Below are 13,678 nucleotides of genomic sequence, written 5' to 3' on the forward strand. Positions count from 1 at the left end.
CGGGGGTGGTGGGAGTGGGGCGCAGCCACCAGAAGACCCCGGCTCCGATGAGGAGCGCGAGCACGACGCCTCCAATGACCACCGCCGACGGCTTCCGCATGGCGCCCCTCCAGGGTGGGCGACTGTAGCAGCAGCGCTGACGCAGGCCCCGGGGAGGGCCGTCCGGCAGGCCGCGTCAGAGGGGACGGCGAAAAAAAACAGGGCCGAACCAAGGTTTTCCGCGGCCGACGTATTGAAGGCGAGGTGGGGATGCTGGGGGCAGAGCCACCAGGGTCCAAGGGCTCGGGACGCAGAGCGGACCGGGCAGAGGGGGAAAGGGTTTCGGGGGTCGATCTTCCGGGACTCAAGGTTTTCGGTAGTCGACGTCTTGAAGGAAAAGCAGGACGGACGCGGAGCTTTGGGGGCCGCATCCGGATGAGGGGGACCCCTCGGGGGAGGGGTTGAGTTACTGGGAGCGCGTCGAGGGGGCGCGCTCCCAGTATTTTTTTGTGCGCCTGCCTATCCGCTGGAGACCACCCGTAAGGGTTGGGCACCTTCGCGGGAGGACTTCGTGGCGCCGGGCAGCTCCAGGACGTGGGCGCCTTCCGCTTCGAACTGTTCGCGCAGCCACGGGTGGCAGGTGAAGGCGATGACCTGGTGGGCTTCCGCCAGCCTCGCGAAGAGCCGCACCGCGCCCCGGGCCCGTTCCGGATCGAAGTTCACCAGCACGTCGTCCGTGATGAGCGGCAGCGCGCCCCGCGTCTCCCCGAAATCGCGGATGACGGCCAGCCGGAACGCGAGGAACAGCTGCTCGCGCGTGCCCCGGGACAGCTGCTCCGCGCTCCAGTCCCTGGCGCCGTCGCTCACCCGCAGCTCGCGCGCGTCCCCGGCCGGGATGAAGACGCGGCGGTAGCGCCCCGCCGTCAGCTCGGAGAACAGCTCGCTCGCCAGTTGGATGACGCGTGGCTGCTGCTCCTCCTCGAACCTCCGGCGTGCCCTTCCGAGCAATGCCAGCGTCAGCCGGTCCGCCGCGTAGCGCGTGGCCAGCTCCGCCGCCTTCGCCCGCAGCGTCTCCTCGTGGATGCGCAGCCGCGACACGCGGTCGTCGTTCTCCCACTGCGACAGCTGCGTCTTCAGGCTGCCCTGCTCCGTGAGCACGGCTTTGTGCCGCTCGCCCTCGGCCTTGTGGCGCTCGCGCAGCGTGGCGAGCTGTTCCTTCAGGCCCGTCTCACCGCCCGCCGCGTGGACCTCCTCGTTCGCCGCGTTTTCACCCAGGCCGGTGAGTGCCTGCACCCGCTGGACGTGCTCGCGCACCCGGGCCGCCAGCTCCGCGTACCTTCGTGCCTGCACCGCGCGGCGGCGGAAGGTGGCCTCGTCCTGGCAGCCGCCTTCCGTGAGCAGCGCCTCCCACGCCTGGTCCTCGTCCAGCGCCAGCTGGTCCAGGCGCGCCTTCTCCGCCAGCAGCTCGCCGCGCTGGCCGTCCAGGTGCCGCTGGTCGGCCGCCCTCGAGCGCACCTCCTCCAGCGCCACGGACACCCGCGCGGCCACCGTCTCCGGCGGCCCCTGGGGCAGGCCCGCCGCCCGCGCTTCCTGCAGCAGCCGCGTCGTCACCGCGTCGCACGCGGCCTCCGCCACCGTGAACTCCTCTTCGTCCGTGCGCAGGTCCAAGAGCCGCTGCCGCAGCGCCGCGGCGTCCAGCCACAGCGTCAGCGCCGACGCCGCGGAGAGGGCCTCCGGGAAGCGGCGCGCCACCAGGAACGCCATCCACTCCTCGCGCAGCACCTCCTCGCGCTGGCTCGCGCGCAGCCGCGCCTCCTTCACGCGCTGGTCCTCGCGCACCGATGCGTCCCAGGCCGTGCGCAGCGTGTCCTCCTCGCGCACCAGCAGCTCGCGCCGCTCGGCCTGCGTCAGCTGCTCCGCGAGCTGCGACTCCTGCGCGGCCAGGTCCGACAGCGACGCGCCCGGGGACAGCCCCGCCGCGCCGGAGGCGTTCAATAGCTCGCGTTGGAGCAGTTCCTCGCGCGCGCTCATCGCCGCCTGCACCGAACGGAAGCGCTCCTCCTCCTGCTGCCGCCAGCGGTGCCGCGCCGCCTGCGCCTCCAGGCTGGCCTTGCGCGCCGTCTCCACGCGGTGGCGCACGAACAGCAGCAACCCCACCAGCAGCAGGCCGCCCACCGCGCACAGCACGCCCACCGACGGACCCGCGAGCCACGCCGCGAGCGCCGCGAACCCCAGCGCCACGAGCGCCGCCGCCACGACCCACGACAGCGGCAGTAGCGAGCGCAGCGGCACCGCGTCCGTGGGCGCCCGCACTCCGTCCATCTGACGGCGCTGCTCCAGCCGCTGCTCGGCCAGCCGCTCCAGGTCCCCGCGCACCGCGCGCATCCGTCCCACCGCCGCCTGCCGCTGCCGCACCTGCGCGGGCCGCTCCTCGGGCAGCGCCTCCAGCTCCGCCTGGACCCGCCCCAGCGCCGTCTCCAGCCGGGCCCGTTCCTCTCGCGTGCGCGCCTGCTCCGCCTCCGACTGCGCGAGCGCCGTGTCCGCCGCGTCCAGCCTCCCCGCGAGCGACTCCAGCTCTCCTCGCGCCCGCGCGCCCAGGTCCATCGCGAGCAGCCCGCCCGCGTCCACCGCGAGCCCCAGCTCTCCCAGCGACTGCTCCAGCTGCCGCCGCCGCGAGGTGAGCGACGCCCTGCGCGCGGGCAGCGAGCGAAGCTGTTCGGAGTGTCCGGAGTACGTGGCCAGCGCCGTGCGCAGGGACTCCGCGCGCTCGCGCACGGGCCATGGGGCCGCCAGCCGCTCCCGAGCTTCTTCGATGGGCGTCAGCCGCTCATGCAGTTGCGCCTGCTGGGCCCGGTACGTCTTGCGCCGCTGGAGCACGTCCTCCAGCCGCGTCTCCGCGCCCGGCGGGAAGGTGTCCAGCACCGGCAGCGTGGCCAGCTCCGCCCGGTCGCGCGCGAGCACCGCCAGGTCCCCCAGCGCGGACTCCAGGCGCGAGGCGTGGTCCAGCTCATGCTCGGTGTGCTTGCGCGCCACCTCCAGCGCGTGGCCCTCCGCGATGCGCTCCGCCAGTTGGTCGCGTGTGGAGAAGTAGAGCGCGGGCCGGTCTCCCGCTTCGCGCAGCGTCTGCTGCACCTCCTCCAGTTCCTTCATCACGCGGTTCAACTCCGGCTTCTGCCCGCGCGGCGCGTACAGCGCTTCGGCGTCCTTGCGCAGCCGCTCCACCGCCTCCGGCAACCTTCGCGCGCCCTGCATGCCCGCGGCGAACAGCGCCTCCGACACGCCGCGCTGCTGCGCGAGCCGCTGGAACGACGACAGCTCATCCAGGCGGAAGGCGAACACCTCGAAGAACAGCTCGCGCGGCACGTCCGCCAGCGCCTGGTCGAGCAGCGTCTCCGGCAGCGGCTGTCCATCCAGGCCGCGCACCGTGAGCGTGCCCTCCGACGCGCGCTTGCCCCCGTGGCGATGCACCACCAGCGGGCCCGACGCCGTCTCCAGCCACAGCTCGCCGCCGAAGAGCGCGCCCTCCGGTTCGTAGCGCTCTGGCTGGCCGCGCTTCTCGAAGCCGAACAGCACGCCGCGCAGGAACGCCAGCAGCGTGCTCTTGCCCGCCTCGTTGGGCCCGTACAGCAGCGTGAGCCCCGGCCCCGGCGTCCCCGAGTACCCCCGGAAGTGCCCGAAGCCGTCCACCTGGAAGCGGTTGATGCGCAGGCCCGGCTTCATGATGCCTCCTCGTGGAGTTGCTCCACGCCGCGCTGGCCCGCCTGTGCCACCAGCTCCGGCCGGGGCGCCTCCAGCGCATCCACGCCCAACCGCTTGAGGCGCTGCCCCAGCGTCGTCAGGTCCTCGTCGTCCCACAGCGACGCGAGCGCTTCGTCGTCATGGGACAGGGCCTGCGCCTCCTCCAGCAGCGTGCCCAGGAAGCCGCCCCCGGCGCGCACCGCCTCCAGGTCCACCTCCGGCCGGCTGCCATCGCGCAGCGACTCCAGCAGCACCGGCGGGTGCGCGCGCGCCAACCGCTCGCGCAGGTCCGCCTCCAGCTGCGTCCTCGCTCCCGGCCGCGCGAGCTCCCGATGCAGCGGGCCGCGTCCAGCCAGCGTGAGGCGCACCGCGTGCCCGTCGAAGTCCTCCGCGCAGCGCGACTCCACCACCTCCGTGGCCACCGCCTGGAGCATGTCCAGCGACGTGACGCCCGCGAGCGGCACGTCCAGCCGGTGCCAGCGCACGCGGTCCACCGGCACGAACCTCCTGCTCGCGACGCCGTCCTCCACGTCCACCACCACGCAGCCGCGCTCGCCCGTCTCGTGCACGTGCCGGCCCTGCGGGTTGCCTGGGTACACCGCCACGCCGCCGCCGGGCAGCAGGTGCTCCGCGCGCGTGTGCACATGGCCCAGGGCCCAGTAGTCCAGCCCGCCCGCCGCCAGGTCCGCGGCCGTGCAGGGCGCGTAGTTCGCGTGGCCCGCGTCGCCGCCCAGGTTCGCGTGCAACAGGCCCACGCTGAAGTGCTCGCCGGTGCGGCGGAATCGCGCGGACAGGTTCTCGCGCACCTCCACGTCCGGATAGGACACGCCCTGCACGTGGCACAGCCTGCGGCCCTCGCGCTGGACCTCCACGTCCTCCCACTCCGGCCCGAACACCTTCACCGACGCGGGCAGCCCCAGCGTGCCGGTGTCCACGCTCAGCGGATCATGATTGCCGTGGACGATGAAGGTCTGGATGCCCGCGCGGTCCAGCCGCGACAGCTCCGTGCGCAGGGCCAGCCGCGCGCGCACCGAGCGGTCCTTCACGTCGAACAGGTCCCCGGCCAGCAGGAGGAACGTCACACGCTCGCGCAGGCACACGTCCACGATGCGCGCGAGCGCGTGGAAGGTGGACTGCTGGAAGCGCTCCAGGAGCGGGCCGTGCGTGGCCACTCCCCGGAACGGCGTGTCCAGATGGAGATCCGCAGCGTGCACGAAGGAGAAGCGCATCGTGCGGGCACCGTACCCGAGTCCCGTCGTCCCTCGACTTTCCCGCCCCCAGGTGTGATGCGCCTGTGGACACAGGACATGTCCCCAGGTCGTACGGGGAGTTCACCGGTGGAAATCCGGCACGTTGGATGCGCGTCCAGCCCTCTTGCGCTTCCTGGGTGCCCGGCAACGCGGGCGCTGATGAAGATTCGAGGAGGGGCGCGGGCGCGCCACCAGGGCACGCCCGCGCCGTCCCGAGGCTCAGTGCCTAGCGGGTGGGCTCGGGGACCGTGCCGGAGCCGGTGTTGCCGCCGGTGGTGCTGCCCGAGCCACCGGAGCCCTCCATGCCGGTGCCGGTGCCCTCCTCCATGCCGGAGCCGCCCGTGCCCGAGTCGTAGCCGGAGCCACCCGTGCCCGAGTCGTAGCCGGATCCGCCCGTGCCCGCGTCGTGGCCGGATCCGCCCATGCCCTGGTCCATCGTCGAACCTTCGCCCTGGCTCGGGGGCGGGCTCGTGCTCTGTTCATGCCCCGCACCCATGCCGGGCTCGGTGCCCTGGGTCCCCTGGGTGCTTCCGGAGCCTCCCGTCCCGCCGCCCATGTTCTCCTGCGAGCGGTCCTTGCTCTGGCACCCGGTCAGGGCCAGCGCGCCCGCCACCGCCCCCAGCACCATCCATCGCGTGAAACCCTTCATGCTCGACCCCCCTTGTTGGTGTGACGAACCCAAGGCTGGGGGTGCGGCGACGCAGGGACATCGTCCGGGGGCTGCACGCCGCCGGGCCGCCCTCCCCACGTGCCATGGGGCAGGGGCCCGCCAGGCCGCATGCCCGGGAATGATGGATCAGGCCTCACGGCGCAGCACGAGCAGCGCGTACTCCAGGCCTCCATCCAGCAGGCCCTGTTGCAGCCACAGGTGCTCGCGGCGCGACTCGGTGCGCACGGCGTTGAGCGCGGCGCGCAGGCTGTGCGCGTCCGTGGGCGCACGGGCCAGGTGCTCGTGGACGCGCAGCTCCGAGCCCAGCGTCCAGAAGCCCACCGCTTGCGCGGACACGTCGTCGTGCGCCTCCAGCTCCAGGCCCGCATCGCGCGCGTCGGCGAGGAACGCGTTCACGCTGCCCAGGTGCCGGCTCCACGCGTTCTCGGAGGGATGCACGGCGTTGGGCCGCACCCAGAAGCAGTCCGCGACGGCGAGCATGCCGCCGGGCTTGAGCCGGGCGTGCATGCCGCGCAGCCACTCCGCGCGGGGCAGGGCGCAGGTGTTCTCCACGGCGATGACGGCGTCGTAGCACTCGCGGGTCCGGGGCGGCTCGCCAGTGCACTGCCGGACCTGCACGTGCGCGCCCATGCCCGCCTCGTGCACGAAGCGGCGCACCTGCTCCAGGTGCGTGGGCACGGTCACCATCGCCGTCACGCGCGCGCGGTGCTCCTGGGCCCAGTACAGCGCGCTGCCGCCCAGCACGCTGCCCATGTCGAGCACCTCACCGCCGTCCGGGAAGGGGCCCATGGCGCGTGCCAGCTCCGCGAGCATCGCTTCCTGCGAGTCCCTCAGCCGCTCGCGCAGCTCCGGCCCCGGCGTGCCGGGCGGAGGCAGCCGGTCCACCAGGCCCGTGTGGCAGTACACGCGCGGACTCGTGCCCTGGCGCGCGAGGCCGCGCGCGGCGAGGGCTTCATGGTAGGCGCGCACGTCGAACAGGGTGAGCAGGGGCGGGCCTCTGGACGGGGCCACCGCCTCATTCGCGTCGCGCCCGCGCGTCAGGGTCGTGGACGGCGTCAGGGTGGGGGCGCTGAGGGGCTTCATGGGTACTCCCGGGGCAGCAGGATGCGGAGCAGGGCGCCGCCGCCCGGTCCGTTGTGCCGGTGCAGCAGGCCTCCGCTGGCGCGGAGCAGGCACTCGCTGGTGTAGAGGCCCAGTCCCGTGCCCTGGAACTTGGTCGTGTAGAGCTCCTCCGCGGGCGCGTTGAGGCGCTCCGGAGGGAAGCCAGGTCCGTCGTCCTCGATCTCCACCTCCAGGCGTCCGCTGAGGGGTTCGGTGCGCGCTCGGATGAAGACCCGGGACGCGCCCTGTTCGCCATTGCCCTCGCATGCGTTGACAACCAGGTTCTCCACCACCCGGCGCAGCGTGAGCGGCCCGCCGCGCAGGAGCGCTCGAGGCGGCCGCGACATCTGCATCTCCACGTGGATGTCCACGTCGGGGAAGCGCAGGGACACCTGGGCCTGCACGGACTCCAGCACCAGTCCCAGGTCCACGGCCTCCGGCTCCGTGCCGGCGAAGCGGCGGCTCTTGGCGCGCACCTCCTTCACCATCTCCTGGAGCTGCCGCAGGCTGTCCTGGAGCTGGCGGGCCTGGTCCTCGAAGCCGGTGCGCGCGAGCACGCCGCGCTGCGTGCCGAAGGCCTTCATCATGTCCGCGGCGGTGCCGGCTTCGTGCAGCGCCTGGTCCATGCCCTGCTGGTGGCCCAGGATTTCCGCCATGGCCTGGGTGAGGCGGCCCACGTCGCGCTCCTGCTGCTCCACGAGCTGCGCGTGCACGGCGGCGCGCAGGCGGTCCGCGTCCGAGCGGGCCTGGTCGTAGCGCATGGCGAGCGAGCCCAGGTACAGCTGGGCGACGAGGGCCGCGGGGCCCACGACGGCGAGGAGCAGCCCGTTCTGGGAGTGCCACGCCAGGGCCGCCGCGCCCAGCAGGGCCACGAGCGTGCCGACCATGAGGAAGGGCTCGCGCCACGTCACCCGGTAGCGCCGGCCGTGCACCGCCGAGGTGCCGATGAGCAGCACGCCGAGGACGAGCGCTCCGCGAGGCGCGGCGAGCGCGGTGAGGCCCGCGAGGAAGAAGTGCTCCAGCGCCAGGCCCGGCAGCCACGCGAGCCAGCTCCCGGCCCCCACGCGCCGGTGGCGCGCGTGCACGCAGGCGAAGGCGACGCGGTGGACGGCGCCGGGCAGGAAGCACGCGAGCGCGGGGGTGAAGGGCACGGCGAAGAAGGGGTGGGCGCCGGGTGCCCACGCGACCGCGCCCACGAGCGCCGAGCCCCGGAGGAGGTAGCCCGCGAGGGGGCGCGCACGCAGGGACGCGAGGAGCCGGCCCGCGTCCTGGGCGCGCATCCAGCGGCGGAAGGCCGTCACTCCCTGGCAGGAGGACAGGGGCGGGGACTTCATGCGCGCGCTCCGGTGCCGGACCGGGACACGGCGGCGCGGGCAGGACGGGGCCCGGACGGATGAAGGTCTCCGCGATATGGACGCATGCTGGTCAACCCCCCGGCACCAGGCACAGCCCTCGACACGGAGAAGCAAAAGCGACGGGGGCTCCCCGGTCAAACGCGGGGGCATGGACATTGTTGGCCAGTCCGCCGTCCCTGGCTTCCCGGTCAGGGAGCGTGATGACTCCTGTCCGGAGCGACAGTGCTTGGGAGGGCGTGCGGGGCGCGATAGAGGGGCGCCCCATGCGTGACAGAATCCAGACGGTGTTGCGGCAGCTGGCCCAGGTTCCGGAGTTGGAGGTGCGGTGGCTGCACACGTTGTCGCTCTTGGAGTTCATCGGGGCGCGGAAGATTTCGCGCACGGTGGCGGACCGGCACCCGTCGATGGAGGTGCTGGGGCACCTGGCGGACGAGACGCGCCACGCGTTCACGTTCAAGCGCCTGGCCTGTGAGGTCGCGGGCCGCGAGGACGTGACGGAGTTCCTGAGCGTGGGCGCGGCGTCCGCGTGGTTCCAGTCGTTGGATCGGCAACTGGCGGAGTGGGTGACGGGCGTCACGGGGACGACGGACGTGTACCTGCACTACCTGCTCACCACGTCGGTGGTGGAGCGCCGGGCGATGGTGCTCTATCCGCTCTACAAGGCGGCCACGCGGCACGCAGTGGTGCGCGAGGAGCTGGGGCGCGTGGTGGTGGAGGAGCAGTCCCACCGCCGCGCCATCGAGGACGCGTGCATGGAGCGCCTGGAGAAGGTGGGCACGACGCTGGAGCCCGCGCTCGCGCTGGAGGAGCGCCTGTTCGAGACGTTCCTCACCCAGCTGGAGAAGGACGTGGCCCAGGCGCTCGCGGGAGCGCAAGCGGCCTGATTGCATCTCCGAAGCGCGAGGACTAAGTGACTCACTTCCGCATCAGAAGTGAGTCAGGAGTGCTCGCCATGTCCCATCGATTGCAACCCACCGTTTCCGACCCGGTCATGGAGCAGGTCCAACGGCTGCGGCGCGAGCTGGGTGGGGACGTCTCGGAGATCATCACCGAGGCCATCAGCCTGCTGGACAAGGTGGTGCTGGAGGCGCGCCGGGGCTCGCGGCTCGCCTTCGTGCCGCTCCAGCCCGGACAGCCCCTGCGCGAATACAGCTCTCCAGCGCTGACCCGGCTGGAGTGGAAGGCGATGGACGAGGAGTCCATCGTCCTGCCCGCGAAGGACTTCGACCGGGTGGTCAAGGCGGTGGCTGCACCCCCGAAGCCGTCGCGCGCGCTCCGTGAGCTCTCCCGCCGTCGCCGTCGCGAGCGTCCTTGAGCCGCAAGCCCCCGGTCATTCCCGCGCCGTTCACGGAAGCGCTGACCCGCGAGGACGCGGCCAGTGGCTTCCAGTGCGAGCACGAGGCGCTCAACCGCTTCTTCTGGCAGGACGCGGGCCAGAACCAGCGCCGCGACGTCAGCCGCACCTGGGTGCTGCGCCGTCCGGACACCCGGCCCGACTGGCCCCGCGTGCTCGGGTACTACACGCTCTCCGTGGGGCAGGTGTCGCGCGACGAAGCGCCGGAAGCGGTCGTCAAGCGTCTGCCTCGCTATCCCCTTCCGGCGGTCATCGTCGGACGGCTTGCCCGGGACTCGCGGGTCCGGGGCGCGGGTGTGGGCGAACAGCTGCTGGACGACGCACACCGCCGGGCCCTGGCCATCGGCGAGAACGCGGGCGTCGTGCTCGTCATCGTGGATGCGAAGGATGCGTTCGCGGCCCGCTTCTATTCGCGTTTCGGCTACCGGCCGCTCATTGGCGTCAGGCCCGGAGCGCCGGAGTGGCCCCAGCGGCTGTTCCTGCCCTTGAGCCACCTGCGCGCATCCTTCGAGGACGACGCCTGAGCCGTCAGGCTTCGTCGTCTCCACCCGGCGATGACTCGTCTCCGTCACCGCTCGCACTGGACAGCACCAGCTTCCCGCCCGTCCACGCCGCCTGGAGGTTCCTCGCGCGGCGTGCTCGCTTGCGGCTCAACTCCACGCCCACCGCGTCCAGGCCCAGGGCGTTGGCCACCGCGAGCGCGGTGCCGTGGCCGCAGAATGGATCCACCACCGTGCGTGTGCGCGTCTGCTCCAGGATGAAGCGGCATGCCACGAGGCACGCGTTGAGCCCCATGCCTCGCGTCCACGTCACTTCTCCGGGGTCCGGCAACACGTCCGCCGTGGACTTCGCCGCGTCCGTCTTCAACCCCCGGCTGAAACACAGCAGGTGCGAGTACGCCGGCCTCCCGAACGTCACCGTCCCCGGCGTTCTGCGACACACCACCTTGTGCCAGAGCGTGTCGCACCCCGCGGCCTCCGCCGCCTTCGACACCAGGTAGCCCTTGTCCACCCACGCCCCGTCCTTCTTCACGTCGGACTGGTAGAACACCGCCACCCCATCCGCCGGCACCCGCGACAACACCTTCGCCGCCGCCCCCACGAACCAGTCCTTCCACTGGGGCACCGTGAGCTGCGGGAACTCGGAGACGTCCGGCATCGACGCCACCATCGAGCACCCCTCCAACACCGGCCGCGCGTCCAGCCACGCGAGCGCGTCCTCGCAGTACACCGTGCGCTTCGCTCCCGTCGTCCCGCTGCGTCCATCCGTCATGACGCACCCGAGTCTGCCGTAAGCGCGCACCCGCTCCCACCCTTCATTCCCTCCACGTGCACCTACCCGTCAGGACAGCTCGCCCCTCGGACCGTCAGGCAACCCTCGAGCAGGTGGACGGCCATGCCCCACTCGTGGCTTGCTACGCCTCCCCTGCAAGACGTGACTTCTCAGTCTTTCCCCCCGAAGAGGACAGCCCCCATGCCCACGACCACCGCGACGGATGGAACACCCCTGAACTACCGGGTGTTCGGGGACGGTCCTCGCGACGTGGTGCTGGTGCACGGGTGGATGGTGTCCGGCGCGGTGTGGGACTCGATGCTGGAGAAGCTGGACATGACCGGCCTGCGGCTCATCGTCCCGGACCACCGGGGCACCGGGGCGTCCGGACGGCCGGCGTCGGGGTACACGCTGGAGCAGTACGCCAAGGACGTGCTCGCGGTGGCGGACCACGCGAAGGCGCAGCGCTTCGCGCTGGTGGGCCACAGCATGGGTGGGCAGATCGCCAAGTGGGTGGCGGCGGAGTCGCCTTCGCGCGTCAGCGGACTGGTGCTGCTCAACACCGTGCCCGCGTCGGGGCTGCCCCTGCCTCCGGACGCGGCCGGGCTGTTCCGCACCTCCGCGGGGGACCGGGAGAAGCAGAAGACCATCCTGGGCCTGGCCTGCAAGCAGCTGTCGCCGGAGTCGCTGGAGGTCCTGCTGAAGGACTCGGGCGCGGTGTCGAAGGACGCCATCGAGCAGTGCTTCGATTCCTGGACGGCGGGCGGCTTCGCGCACCGGCTGTCCGCCATCACCGCGCCCACGCTGGTGGTGGCCACGGATGATCCGTTCCTGCCGCCCGTGTTCCTCAAGCAGGCGGTGGTGGGGCTCATCCAGAACGCGCGCATGACGCACCTGCCGGGGCCGGGGCACTACCCCCAGGTGGAGCGTCCGGCGGAGACGGCCGCGCTGGTGTCGGCGTTCCTCGCGGGCAACACCGCGCAGGCCTGAAGGAGGACGTGCCATGGCCTGGGGTATGTCGTTCGAGCGCGACGCCGAGCACGACGTCGTCACCGCGCACTTCACCGACTGCATCCTGGTGTCGGACGAGGACGTGTTTCGCTGGCGGGACGAGGTGGAGGCGCAGTTCGCCAAGTTCAACGGCCGGGTGGACCTGCTCATCAACCTGAGTGGGCTCATCGTCCGCCACACGGCGGGACGCACCTTCGGCAAGGTGCGCCGCGAGGTGCTGGAGCGCAACACGCACCGCTCGTACCGCTACGGCGGCGACGAGATGACGCTCATGTACATTGGCACCAGCGGCGTCATCAACGGCGCCGCGGTGAACCACTTCCCCACGCGCGAGGCCGCCCTGGCGGCCCTGCTCGCCGAGCGCGAGAGCCTGCGCAAGCGCGGCTTCACGCCGTTCCTGCCGGGTGTCGTGAACTCCAAGCGCTGAAGGCGTGCGCTACACGCCGGCGAACCACTCGTAGCCCCGGTCCTCCCAGGTGCCCCCCGTGGCCTCCGGGAGGAAGCGCACGGTGGTGAGGTACTTCACCATCTTGTAGCCCAGCTTCACGCCCGAATAGAGGCGCAGCGGCGCGCCGTGGCCGGGGATGAGCGGCGCTCCGTTCATGCCATACGCGAGCACGGTCTGCGGGTGCAGCGCGCTCGGCGCGTCCCAGGACGAGTAGTAGCCCTGGTCGAACGAGCGGAACTCCACGAACCCCGCGCGCGTGTCCGCGCCCACGGCTTGCGCCAGGTCGCGGAGGCTCACTCCGTGCCACGACGCCACCGCGCTCCAGCCCTCCACGCAGTGGTGGCGGATCCGGTAGTCGGTCCGGGGCAGCCGCTGCAATTCCTCCAGCGTGAAGGCGCGCGTCCGGGCCACCAGCCCGCCCACCTCCAGCCGCCAGCCAGCGGGGGCCAGGGGCACGGTTTCGGAGAGGAAGTACTGGGGGAAGTCGCCGGGCGGGGTGAGCTGCTCGACGGGCTCTTCGCGGGCGAGCCGGCTGGGGTGGAAGAGGGCGGATTGGGCGCGCTCGTTGAAGCGGTCCATCACGCCGAGGAAGCCTGCGCGCGGACGTTGGGAGTCGCAGGCGCTGGTGGCGAGTGCGGTGGCGCCCAGGAGGACGCGGCGGCGGGTGAGGACGCGCTCAGACATCGGGCTTCCTCCCGCCGGTGATCATCTCCCCGAAGGTGCGCGGGTGCAGGGCGACCAGGATGACGTGGCCCACGGTGAAGAACGCGAACAGCGCGAGCAGCAGCAGATGCACGAAGCGCGCGGGGTCGTAGCCACCGAAGAGGGCCGTGAGCCACTGGAGCTGCACGGGCTTGTAGAGGACGAGCCCGGACAGGACGGACAGCGCGCCCATGAGCAGCGTGGCGCTGTACGCCAGCCGCTGGAGCCCGTTGTAGAGCCCCGTTTGCGCGGGCGCGGGGCGCAGCCGCAGGTAGTACGCGAGCGTGGCCAGGGCATCGCGCGTGTCGCGGCGCGGGAGGAACAGGCGGCGGCGCCACTCGCCGCTGAGCGCGAGGTAGAGCACGTAGACGAGCCCGTTGAGGGCCAGGAACCAGCCGAACGCGAAGTGCCAGCTGCGCGCCCCCGCGAGCCAGTCCCCCAGGCGCAGCCACGACGGCGGCACGGCGTCCTGGAAGGGATAGAGCGCGAAGGGCCTCCCGCGAGCTCCCATGAGCGGATACGCGACGAGGATCTGCAACCCGCTGGCCGCGAGGATGGCGAGCAGCGGCACGTTGGCCCAGTGGGCGAGCCGGATGGGCCAGGGCTGGGGACGGCGGGACTCGGGCGGGTGCACTCGGTGGAATGCAGCACCGCGATGCGGTCCGGGACCATGCGGCGGGAGGGTGGCGCGAACGCTCGCGAGAGGACTTCGCCGTCGCGGTGTGAAGCCCTCCTGCCGGAGCGGAGCTGGGCAACGACCGGTCGAGCCGTACAGCGCCGAGCAAGGATTGCCGTAGC

General features: G+C 72.3%; 13 protein-coding genes. 5 read left to right on the forward strand and 8 right to left on the reverse strand.

Annotation, left to right across the window (positions count from 1 at the left end; all coding sequences use genetic code 11):
• Positions 1–498 precede the first annotated feature (498 nt).
• The 5 genes from D7Y21_RS13675 to D7Y21_RS13695 all read right to left on the reverse strand — a co-directional run bounded on the left by D7Y21_RS13675 (position 499) and on the right by D7Y21_RS13695 (position 8,072).
• Positions 499–3,699, reverse strand: coding sequence for an AAA family ATPase (locus D7Y21_RS13675; protein ID WP_121713621.1), 3,201 nt, complete (start codon positions 3,697–3,699; stop codon positions 499–501).
• A complete protein-coding gene (locus tag D7Y21_RS13680) occupies positions 3,696–4,946 on the reverse strand; it encodes a DNA repair exonuclease (protein ID WP_121713623.1) in 1,251 nt (416 codons plus the stop codon). The genes D7Y21_RS13675 and D7Y21_RS13680 overlap by 4 nt, the downstream gene beginning before the upstream one ends.
• Before the next feature lie 247 nt (positions 4,947–5,193).
• Complete coding sequence (locus D7Y21_RS13685) at positions 5,194–5,616, reverse strand: hypothetical protein (protein WP_199735416.1); 423 nt, start codon at positions 5,614–5,616, stop codon at positions 5,194–5,196.
• A 147-nt stretch (positions 5,617–5,763) separates the two neighbouring features.
• The gene (locus D7Y21_RS13690; RefSeq protein WP_121713625.1) at positions 5,764–6,720 is read right to left on the reverse strand and encodes a cyclopropane-fatty-acyl-phospholipid synthase family protein; all 957 of its coding nucleotides are present in this window, start codon (positions 6,718–6,720) and stop codon (positions 5,764–5,766) included.
• Positions 6,717–8,072: a sensor histidine kinase gene (locus tag D7Y21_RS13695; RefSeq protein WP_121713627.1), complete on the reverse strand. Its 1,356-nt coding sequence runs from the start codon at positions 8,070–8,072 to the stop codon at positions 6,717–6,719. Before D7Y21_RS13695 ends, D7Y21_RS13690 begins: the two co-directional genes overlap by 4 nt.
• Before the next feature lie 284 nt (positions 8,073–8,356).
• On the opposite strand from D7Y21_RS13695, the gene D7Y21_RS13700 reads away from it, so the two are divergent.
• From D7Y21_RS13700 to D7Y21_RS13710, 3 genes are all read left to right on the forward strand, one after another.
• On the forward strand, positions 8,357–8,977 hold the full coding sequence (locus tag D7Y21_RS13700; protein WP_121713629.1) for a hypothetical protein: 621 nt from the start codon (positions 8,357–8,359) through the stop codon (positions 8,975–8,977).
• A gap of 68 nt (positions 8,978–9,045) precedes the next feature.
• A complete protein-coding gene (locus D7Y21_RS13705; protein WP_147469275.1) occupies positions 9,046–9,408 on the forward strand; it encodes a hypothetical protein in 363 nt (120 codons plus the stop codon).
• Positions 9,405–9,971: a GNAT family N-acetyltransferase gene (locus D7Y21_RS13710; protein WP_121713632.1), complete on the forward strand. Its 567-nt coding sequence runs from the start codon at positions 9,405–9,407 to the stop codon at positions 9,969–9,971. The genes D7Y21_RS13705 and D7Y21_RS13710 overlap by 4 nt, the downstream gene beginning before the upstream one ends.
• Positions 9,972–9,975: 4 nt before the next feature.
• Here the strand turns inward: D7Y21_RS13710 and D7Y21_RS13715 are convergent, their stop codons facing one another.
• Entirely contained in the window at positions 9,976–10,719 is a 744-nt protein-coding gene (locus D7Y21_RS13715; protein ID WP_121713634.1) for an SAM-dependent methyltransferase, read from the reverse strand.
• Positions 10,720–10,920: 201 nt separating this feature from the next.
• Between D7Y21_RS13715 and D7Y21_RS13720 the strand changes: the two genes are divergently transcribed.
• A complete protein-coding gene (locus D7Y21_RS13720; protein ID WP_121713636.1) occupies positions 10,921–11,709 on the forward strand; it encodes an alpha/beta fold hydrolase in 789 nt (262 codons plus the stop codon).
• 13 nt (positions 11,710–11,722) lie between these two features.
• On the forward strand, positions 11,723–12,157 hold the full coding sequence (locus D7Y21_RS13725) for a hypothetical protein (protein ID WP_121713638.1): 435 nt from the start codon (positions 11,723–11,725) through the stop codon (positions 12,155–12,157).
• Between the two features lie 9 nt (positions 12,158–12,166).
• Here the strand turns inward: D7Y21_RS13725 and D7Y21_RS13730 are convergent, their stop codons facing one another.
• Complete coding sequence (locus D7Y21_RS13730) at positions 12,167–12,862, reverse strand: molybdopterin-dependent oxidoreductase (protein ID WP_121713640.1); 696 nt, start codon at positions 12,860–12,862, stop codon at positions 12,167–12,169.
• Entirely contained in the window at positions 12,855–13,514 is a 660-nt protein-coding gene (locus tag D7Y21_RS13735; protein WP_121713642.1) for a cytochrome b/b6 domain-containing protein, read from the reverse strand. The genes D7Y21_RS13730 and D7Y21_RS13735 overlap by 8 nt, the downstream gene beginning before the upstream one ends.
• Positions 13,515–13,678 lie beyond the last annotated feature (164 nt).

The organism is Corallococcus sp. AB045, assembly GCF_003668895.1.
Classification (GTDB): Bacteria; Myxococcota; Myxococcia; order Myxococcales; family Myxococcaceae; genus Corallococcus; species Corallococcus coralloides.

Bases quoted from the DNA above. Each gene is read 5' to 3' on its own strand.
- D7Y21_RS13675 (WP_121713621.1), bottom strand. From the start codon at position 3,699: ATGAAGCCGGGCCTGCGCATCAACCGCTTCCAGGTGGACGGCTTCGGG.
- D7Y21_RS13680 (WP_121713623.1), bottom strand. From the start codon at position 4,946: ATGCGCTTCTCCTTCGTGCACGCTGCGGATCTCCATCTGGACACGCCG.
- D7Y21_RS13685 (WP_199735416.1), bottom strand. From the start codon at position 5,616: ATGAAGGGTTTCACGCGATGGATGGTGCTGGGGGCGGTGGCGGGCGCG.
- D7Y21_RS13690 (WP_121713625.1), bottom strand. From the start codon at position 6,720: ATGAAGCCCCTCAGCGCCCCCACCCTGACGCCGTCCACGACCCTGACG.
- D7Y21_RS13695 (WP_121713627.1), bottom strand. From the start codon at position 8,072: ATGAAGTCCCCGCCCCTGTCCTCCTGCCAGGGAGTGACGGCCTTCCGC.
- D7Y21_RS13700 (WP_121713629.1), top strand. From the start codon at position 8,357: ATGCGTGACAGAATCCAGACGGTGTTGCGGCAGCTGGCCCAGGTTCCG.
- D7Y21_RS13705 (WP_147469275.1), top strand. From the start codon at position 9,046: ATGTCCCATCGATTGCAACCCACCGTTTCCGACCCGGTCATGGAGCAG.
- D7Y21_RS13715 (WP_121713634.1), bottom strand. From the start codon at position 10,719: ATGACGGATGGACGCAGCGGGACGACGGGAGCGAAGCGCACGGTGTAC.
- D7Y21_RS13720 (WP_121713636.1), top strand. From the start codon at position 10,921: ATGCCCACGACCACCGCGACGGATGGAACACCCCTGAACTACCGGGTG.
- D7Y21_RS13725 (WP_121713638.1), top strand. From the start codon at position 11,723: ATGGCCTGGGGTATGTCGTTCGAGCGCGACGCCGAGCACGACGTCGTC.
- D7Y21_RS13730 (WP_121713640.1), bottom strand. From the start codon at position 12,862: ATGTCTGAGCGCGTCCTCACCCGCCGCCGCGTCCTCCTGGGCGCCACC.